The organism is Paenibacillus sp. J22R232 (genome assembly GCF_056269165.1).
The window spans coordinates 1-7,946 of sequence record NZ_JBWDNK010000036.1; the positions used below are offsets into that span (position 1 = coordinate 1).

4 protein-coding genes and 1 pseudogene are annotated in these 7,946 nt (G+C 46.7%); 4 read left to right on the forward strand and 1 reads right to left on the reverse strand.

The features are described from left to right. Both AC0YN3_RS32955 and AC0YN3_RS32960 read left to right on the forward strand, forming a co-directional pair. Positions 1-2,193, forward strand: a 2,193-nt coding sequence (locus AC0YN3_RS32955) for an InlB B-repeat-containing protein (RefSeq protein ID WP_475779046.1), incomplete at its 5' end; no start/stop codon positions are given. A gap of 141 nt (positions 2,194-2,334) precedes the next feature. Then, complete coding sequence (locus AC0YN3_RS32960) at positions 2,335-4,884, forward strand: winged helix-turn-helix domain-containing protein (protein ID WP_475779047.1); 2,550 nt, start codon at positions 2,335-2,337, stop codon at positions 4,882-4,884. A gap of 297 nt (positions 4,885-5,181) precedes the next feature. On the opposite strand, the pseudogene AC0YN3_RS32965 reads toward AC0YN3_RS32960, so the two are convergent. After that, positions 5,182-6,302: pseudogene (locus AC0YN3_RS32965) on the reverse strand (transposase). A gap of 468 nt (positions 6,303-6,770) precedes the next feature. Between AC0YN3_RS32965 and AC0YN3_RS32970 the strand changes: the two are divergent. Both AC0YN3_RS32970 and AC0YN3_RS32975 read left to right on the forward strand, forming a co-directional pair. Then, the gene (locus tag AC0YN3_RS32970; protein WP_475779048.1) at positions 6,771-7,205 is read left to right on the forward strand and encodes a hypothetical protein; all 435 of its coding nucleotides are present in this window, start codon (positions 6,771-6,773) and stop codon (positions 7,203-7,205) included. 4 nt (positions 7,206-7,209) lie between these two features. Beyond that, complete coding sequence (locus AC0YN3_RS32975; protein ID WP_475779049.1) at positions 7,210-7,431, forward strand: DUF7660 family protein; 222 nt, start codon at positions 7,210-7,212, stop codon at positions 7,429-7,431. Positions 7,432-7,946 lie beyond the last annotated feature (515 nt).

Here is a 7,946-nt window from a genome sequence, read left to right on the forward strand (position 1 = left end):
ACGGATACGGTAAGTGCGAATACGACGTTGTATGCGAAGTGGACGGCGATTCCGATCTCGACGTATACAGTGACGTTCGATTCGAAGGAAGGCAGTGCGGTAGCAAGCTTGACTGGCATCGCTGCGGGAGCGACCGTTACGAAGCCGACCGATCCGACGAGAGCGGGCTACACGTTCTCGGGCTGGTATAAGGATGAGGGCTATGCATTGGCGTGGAACTTCTTAACGGATACGGTAAGTGCGAATACGACGTTGTATGCGAAGTGGACGGCGATTCCGATCTCGACGTATACAGTGACGTTCGATTCGAAGGAAGGCAGTGCGGTAGCAAGCTTGTCTGGCATCGCTGCGGGAGCGACGATCACGAAGCCATCCGACCCAACGAGAGCGGGCTACACGTTCTCGGGCTGGTATAAGGATGAGGGTTACGCCTCGGCGTGGAACTTCATGGCGGATACGGTTACTGGAAATACGACTTTGTATGCGAAGTGGACGGCGATTCCGGTGTCGACGTACACGGTAACGTTCGATTCGAAGGAAGGCAGTGCGGTAGCAAGCTTGTCTGGCATCGCTGCGGGAGCGACGATCCCGCAGCCATCCTACCCAACGAGAGCGGGCTACACGTTTGAAGGCTGGTATAAGGATGAGGGCTATGCATCGGTCTGGAACTTCATGACAGATACGGTAAGTGCCAATACGACGTTGTATGCGAAGTGGACGGCAGTTCCGGTGTCGACGTACACGGTGACGTTCGATTCGAAGGAAGGCAGCGCGGTAGCGAGCTTGACTGGCATTGCTGCGGGAGCGACGATTACGAAGCCATCCGATCCAACGAGAACGGGTTACACGTTCTCTGGTTGGTATAAGGATGAGAGTTACGCCTCGGCGTGGAACTTCATGGCGGATACGGTTACTGGAAATACGACTTTGTATGCGAAGTGGACGGCGATTCCGGTGTCGACGTACACGGTAACGTTCGATTCGAAGGAAGGCAGCGCGATAGCGAGCTTGACTGGCATTGCTGCGGGAGCGACGATTACGAAGCCATCCGATCCAACGAGAGCGGGTTACACGTTCTCGGGTTGGTATAAGGATGAGGGCTATGCATCGGCGTGGAACTTCTCCACGGATACGGTAAGCGCGAATACGACTCTGTATGCGAAGTGGACGAAAGTTCCAAGCGGCGGCGTCAGTGGTGGAGGCATAAACGTTCCTGATAACGGCCCAGTCATCTCCAACAATGGAGAGTTGACGCTTCCTGTTGGTCGACCGGGATCGGTTAGCTTGAGCGATGACGAGATCACTATCGAGATCCCAGCCGACGCGACGGACACGAGTTTGCGAGTGACAGTCGAGACCTTGTTGGACACGGATGAATTGTTGAAGAATAACGAAGTGCTGGTAAGCAAAGTCTTCGAAGTGTTGAAGAATGTCCCAGGTACCTTCAAGAAAAACATTACGTTGAAGCTGGCCTTCGATCCGACGAAGCTAGGCGACGGCGAGCGTGCTTCCATCTTCTATTATGATGAAGAGAAGAAAGAATGGGTGGAGGTTGGCGGCCACGTAAGCGGTGGCTTCATTACCGCAGAGGTCAATCACTTCACGAAATTCGCCGTGTTAGCTGTAGGAGATAAGGCGAAGCCGGTAATCGAATTCAACGACATCTCCGGTCACTGGGCGGAGGAAGCGATTCGTCAAGGAGCTAGCCAAGGGATCACGACTGGTTATCCGGACGGAACGTTCAGGCCGAATTTCACGGTTACGCGAGCTCAATTCATCGTGATGCTAATTAATGTGATTAAGCCTGCAGGAGCAACGGAGGAATTGGCCTTCGAGGATGCATCACAAATTCCTGCATGGGCAAAGAATGCCGTGGCGAAGGCTACACAAGCTGGCATCATCAACGGTTATGACGATGGTACCTTCCGTCCGAACGCTGAGATTACGCGAGTCGAGATCGCGGCGATGATCGTTAAGGCGCTAAATCTGACAGTCGAAGCGAATGCCGCGACCGGATTTGCGGATAACAGCGAGATTCCGGCGTGGGCGAAGGGAGCGGTTGCCGCTCTCAAGGAGACCGGTCTGATGCATGGAACGGGAGACAATCGGTTCGATTCCGAAGCCAAAGCAAGCCGAGCGGAAGCGGTGACGGTTCTCCTACGCATGCTAGAGCAGCAGAAAACAAATGAATAAACCGGATTGACGAGAGACCCCTGTGCCCTATAGCACAGGGGTTTTGCAATTGTCACAAAATTGTCAAAGGGTATTGTCCAATTAAATCGAATATAATCGGTTATATGGAATTTATATTTTAGGCGTTTGGAGGCTCTGAATATGATTCGCAGTACCAAATATCTCATTCCCCCAGCGCGCAGATCTTTGGTGACTCGGCCGCAACTGACGCGCAAGCTTGAAGAAGGTATGGAGACCAAGCTGACTTTGCTATCGGCCCAAGCGGGCTACGGCAAAACGACAGCTTTGAGCGAATGGGCGAGGCAATGCCGATGTTCGGTTGCCTGGGTCTCCCTGGATAAATACGATAACGATTGGGGCGCATTCTGGAGCTGCGTCTTAGCTTCCATACGAGAAAGACTGCCGTTGTTCGGGGAATCGATCGAATTCCTGCTTGAGCAAGAGTCTGCGTCTTCTATCGATTTCGCGGTATCGGCGTTTCTGAACGAGCTAAGCTCGATTCGCGGTGATTTTGTACTCATTCTGGATGACTATCACGTCATCGAGAATGCGTCTGTTAACGAGTCAATTCGATATATGCTTGAGCATCTGCCTCCGTACTTCCATCTCTATATCGCAAGCCGCACAGAGCTGTCTTTTCCCACGACCAGACTTCTTGCCAAGGGAGAGATCAACGTTATTCGAATAGAAGACATGCGATTCGAGTTGGAGGAGGGAGTTGTTTTCTTCCGAGAGATGACGAACTTATCGCTATCGATAAGGCAAATCTCTACGTTGTTTGAGCAGACGGAAGGTTGGGTAAGCGGACTTCAGCTTGCGGCTATCACGCTCAAACGAAGTGGCAATATCGCTGATACGATTCGCCAGTTCAGCGGCCGGCAGCGCCAAATCTCCGATTATCTATTGGAAGAAGTGTTCGGGCATCTGTCAGAATCCTCGCAGCAATTCCTGCTGGCTACCTCGGTTCTGAGCCGCATGAACGGGGAGCTGTGCGCGGCGGTGACGGGACAAGCCGACAGTCGGGTTCAACTGGAGCGGTTGGAGCAACTAAATTTGTTCATCATTCCACTGGATGAGCAGCGCGATTGGTTCCGCTATCATCATCTGTTGTCCGAGTTCTTGCAGCAGTTGTGCGCTAGGGACTACCCGGAACTGTGGAGACTTTCCCATCATCGGGCTGCGGCCTGGCACGAGAACGAGGGGCTCTATGAAGAAGCTGTGGAGCATTATATTAGGACGGAACAGGCTGAAGATGCCGTCCGGATTATCGACCGCATCATGCCGGAACTCTTGCAATCGAGGAGTCACGTGGTTCGAAGATGGATTAAAGCCTTGCCGGAGAGCAGCTTTGAACATAGGCCGATGTTCCAACTGTACCGCATCTCGCAGTTTCTGATGGATCGGGATTGGGAGCAAGGACTGCGTAAGGCTGAGCAAGCGGAGAGACGGTTCGAAGCCATGAAGGCGTTCATCCCTGAGCCGGAGTGGAAGCAACTGATGGGCAATCTCTATTACTTAAATGCACTCTTCTTTCGAATGCAGCAAAATATACCTAGAGCCCTTCATTATTTTGAGCTGTTGGAGCATTATTTGCCAGAAGGGAGCAGCCTCCAGAAAGCCTCGACCAAACGTTATTTAGGTCACGAGGGCTTCGGGGATCCGCTCTCGCTGACCGTCGATTTGCACGAGATGGAACAATTCCAGCTTAAGCTGATAACGATGTGGGGGAAGAAGCCGAACTATCCCTTTGTCGGATACGCGTATCTATCCTATAGTTCGCTTATGCACGAGTGGAATCGGTTGGACGAGGCGGAGTCGTACATTGGACAAGCGCTCAGCCGAAAGGATCTTCGAGCCAACGTATGGACTTGGATTCATCTGGGCGTTGTATCATCCCGGCTCAAGCAGGCCCTCGGAAGAGAAGAGGAAGCAATCGAATCGCTTACCCAACTCGGTTCGAGCGTCGACTCGCCTGATCAGCCTATTATTTGGAAAAGAATTAAGGCGGAGCAAGCGAGACTGTATCTGCTTCAAGGTCAGCGTCAGAAGGCATACGATTGGCTCGAACAGAGTGGAATGTCGCATTCGGACGAGGTTTCGGCGCGGTATTTCGAGGAGTATCTAGTAATGGTCAGGGTGATTGCGGAGAACGGACGGATCGAGAATGCGCTGCAATTGTTCGAGAAGCTGGAGCGCCTTGCGGACAAGGAAAATCGTCTGCGAGAACGGATCAGGCTGAAGATCTTGCATAGCATGGTGCTTCGGCAATCCGAGGAGCCCCAAGCAGCCCTTGCGCCGCTTGTTATTGCCTTGAGACTCTCTGAACCGCTGGGCTACATCCGCAGCTTCCTTGATGAAGGCTCTCAGATGGTTGAGATGCTGGCCGAGCTTCTGAATCAGCAGCAAAAGACAGCATTGACATTGCTGCCCTCGAACTATATCCGTCTGCTTCTCAACGCTGTGAGCAGCAATTCGTCTCCTAAATCTTTGTCTAACGAGGCTCTGACCGAGAAGGAAGAGAAGGTGTTTGAATTGCTTGCGGAGGGATTCATCTATAAGGAGATTGCTGATCAATTGAATGTCACTCAAGATACGGTGAAGTTCCATTTGAAGAACATTTATCGCAAGTTAAGGGTAAATAACCGGGCTAAGGCAATTATGCGAGCCAAGGAATATAGGAAACGAGTTTGAGCGATTGGCGTGCACAAACGAAGTTTATGGTAGGTTTTTATAGAATGTAACTTTGTTAGGAGCTTATGTAACTAGGAATTTTGGTTTCCAACTTTTATATTGCAATTTAGAATGTGATTTTACGTTATAGTTAAGTTCTGCTATTCATTACAAAGTGATTACTAATACAATAAGTTGAGTCCCGATGATGCGGAAAAAGCACATCGGGATTTTTTAAATTACTATACGAATCAATTTCATAATGCTTAGTTACAGAATCACAGACTAACCGAATTTGAGCATTTTCGCTTTTGAAAATTAGGCTGCTTGTTCTTGTAATTGGCGACTTAGACGATCACATGCTAACTTTGTGCAATTGTAAACAAGCGTTACCGAGTTAAAATGTGCTTTTGCTTTTTGACCTGTTCGATGTCTCATATTTTTCAACTGAAAGAACTCCTTCAGATACGCATTAACTCTCTCGACTGCAGATCGTTTCTTAGCGATTTCTTTCCAACTTTTCGTGACTCGAGCCGGAGCACTGTATTTTCGAAGATCTATCGTGATCTTCATCTTGTAAACCTTCTGGCAAAGGGAATCTTGCGCTAATGGACAGCTCTCACATTCTTTCAGTCGAACGTATTTGAGCGTTTCATATCTCTTATCGTAGCTGTCGTATTGATAAGAATGCTCTCTCACATAGGTAGGGGCGAAGTGCTCGTCAAACCCGATAAGTTCGGGTTCTCGCCGACGATTATAGGCGATAACGGCATGAGCCTTCGCTTCGCGAACTTGCTTATAGATGGGCTCATAATCGTAGCCCGCGTCAATGGTTGCATAGTTAAAATGGAAATGTGGATACTGCAAAGCAATTCCTTTTAGGAGCGGAATCGCGGCTTTTCCATCACTATTTTTCTTAATTCCCCACTGCGGGTCAAGAGGCATTTCATCTCTTAAAACATGAAACGACTCACTAAGCTGTGCAGCGATTTCTTTCTTGAAGATTGGTTTTTTGTTTTTCTTTTTCTTGTTTTGCGGGTGCTTGATCTCGAGCTTCGATATGGGTTGCATCTATAGCAATGGTATCGTCCGTAATGAATGATTCAACCAAAGCTTGCTTAACAGCTGTTCTTGTATTTCTTCTAGCGCATAGCTTTGACTCATCTTGTGCACCAACCTGGAATAGGAAGAGGCAGATGGAATGGCTTCTGAAAGCATAAAGCCGCAATCCAGGCGGAATAAGATGTCATTTTGAAGTCGCTTTATTAGATCTTAATCGTAGGAATTCGTTCAATGATTCTAACGATTAAGGAATAGACCATCGCCCTGTAATTCACTTCAACCGGGTCCCCATAAAGGGATGTTTTCCTGACCAAGCGCAAAATAGGCGTAATATCAATGGTGGCGAAAACCTCACGGAAACGATCTTTTTGTTCCATTTTATAAAGCTCTTGCAGGGTAAATAAGCTCTCATGTCGTATATATGGCATAGGGAGTTCTCCTTCCTTTCTCTTTCGGTATGGTGTGGTAACTTTACCTATTCGAGATTTGGGGAGGTACTCCTTTTTCTATGCCCTAAAACGCTAGTCATAGCAAGGCTTTGTATTTATAGAACTGATTGAAGTAATGAGATAAATACGAATATCTTTAATCAATATTTAAAACAAGAATCATTAAAATGGTGGAATCACCTTAATGATTTTTGGGATGGCAAAACCAAATATGTTGGTGGTCCAGAGGAGTAAGTGATTTTATCTCGATTCTTGCGAAAAAGTGAACTGGAACAGAGTGCAAACTTTCAGAACGGCATAGCTCAACTTGGGAGTTGGTGTGAGTGAAGAGTACGTTTACGAGAAGTTTACATTTCCTCGAAAAAGGACGTTAAAGCTTTTCTAAGTCACTACAAAATGCTTATTGTTAATTTTGGCTTACGTAGAAAATTCGAGTTTGATTCAAGATGCTTAAACAAGCCAATAATTAAAGGTCCAGTGGTTGTTGTTTCAATTTATCGCTCAAGAGAGATTATGGTTTCTTTTTACCCCGTTTCTCACTCAGATTTACCAGTTGATGCTGTTACGGAGTTTCATGAAAATACACTTCAAGCTATCAGCAAATGGATTGATGAAATAGTTGAGAAACCAGAGGCGGCAATTGTTGGAGTTGAGCAAATAATTGTAGCCATTGAAGGAAACGCTATTAAATTTCATCAAACGGTATTTTTGCAACTCAAATATCCTGCTATTTCGTTGAAATTGAAAACGATATTAACCCATTTAGCGACAACATTTACGAAAAGAGTGAAAATAAAAGATAAGCTGAATAGCTTTCATGAGGTGATTTAGAATAATGAACTTAAATCCTTATGAGGTGAAAACAAAAGAGGATATTCTTCACTTTGTAGCTGCCTTGAAGATAGATTTTGATACTAATAAAAATGGGTGGGAAAACCCGGATTTGGAATCATTCTTAGAGGGGATGCAGGCTTGGCTTGAGGATACAGGCGCTAGTCTTGAGCCAGATTGGAGTACTTTCGCAATTATCCTCTCTGCAGGAAGGTCCTATGAGTGACTATTATATATTAGCTGCATTTTTAGTATCAAGCTATATATAAATCCAACATAAATGATGGAAATCAAAATTAACTTGAGGAGAGAATTTAAGTGAATGAAGGTTAGTTAAAAGTAAGATCATTCATATCCTCAAGACATGCTAGACGAAAAGAAGCATGTTATTCTCGGTTGCATGGAGTTGAGTGCCCTCTGGTATGAAGGCTATGATTTTATTGACATTGTGTGTCTTGAGCATTATGACAATATGTAGCATTTACCAATGATTGATCAATACCATTTGTGGAATCAAGAGGTTTTGAAGGATCGAATAGAAGAATTGGAAAAATTTCTAACACTGGTTTTACGAGATGTCAAAAAATTTCTAACTGATTTACTTACCGATGAGAGTTGATGACGTATTTCAACTCCCTCGGTACGATGCAGTTATCTCACGAATGCTCGCTTATTCACAGAATCTCACCAGAGGATGAGTTGTAACCCGGATTGAATGGGACGAGAGCCGTCAAATTGGAA

Coding starts and splice junctions, on each gene's coding strand:
- AC0YN3_RS32960 (WP_475779047.1), top strand. CDS start 2,335: ATGATTCGCAGTACCAAATATCTCATTCCCCCAGCGCGCAGATCTTTG.
- AC0YN3_RS32970 (WP_475779048.1), top strand. CDS start 6,771: ATGCTTATTGTTAATTTTGGCTTACGTAGAAAATTCGAGTTTGATTCA.
- AC0YN3_RS32975 (WP_475779049.1), top strand. CDS start 7,210: ATGAACTTAAATCCTTATGAGGTGAAAACAAAAGAGGATATTCTTCAC.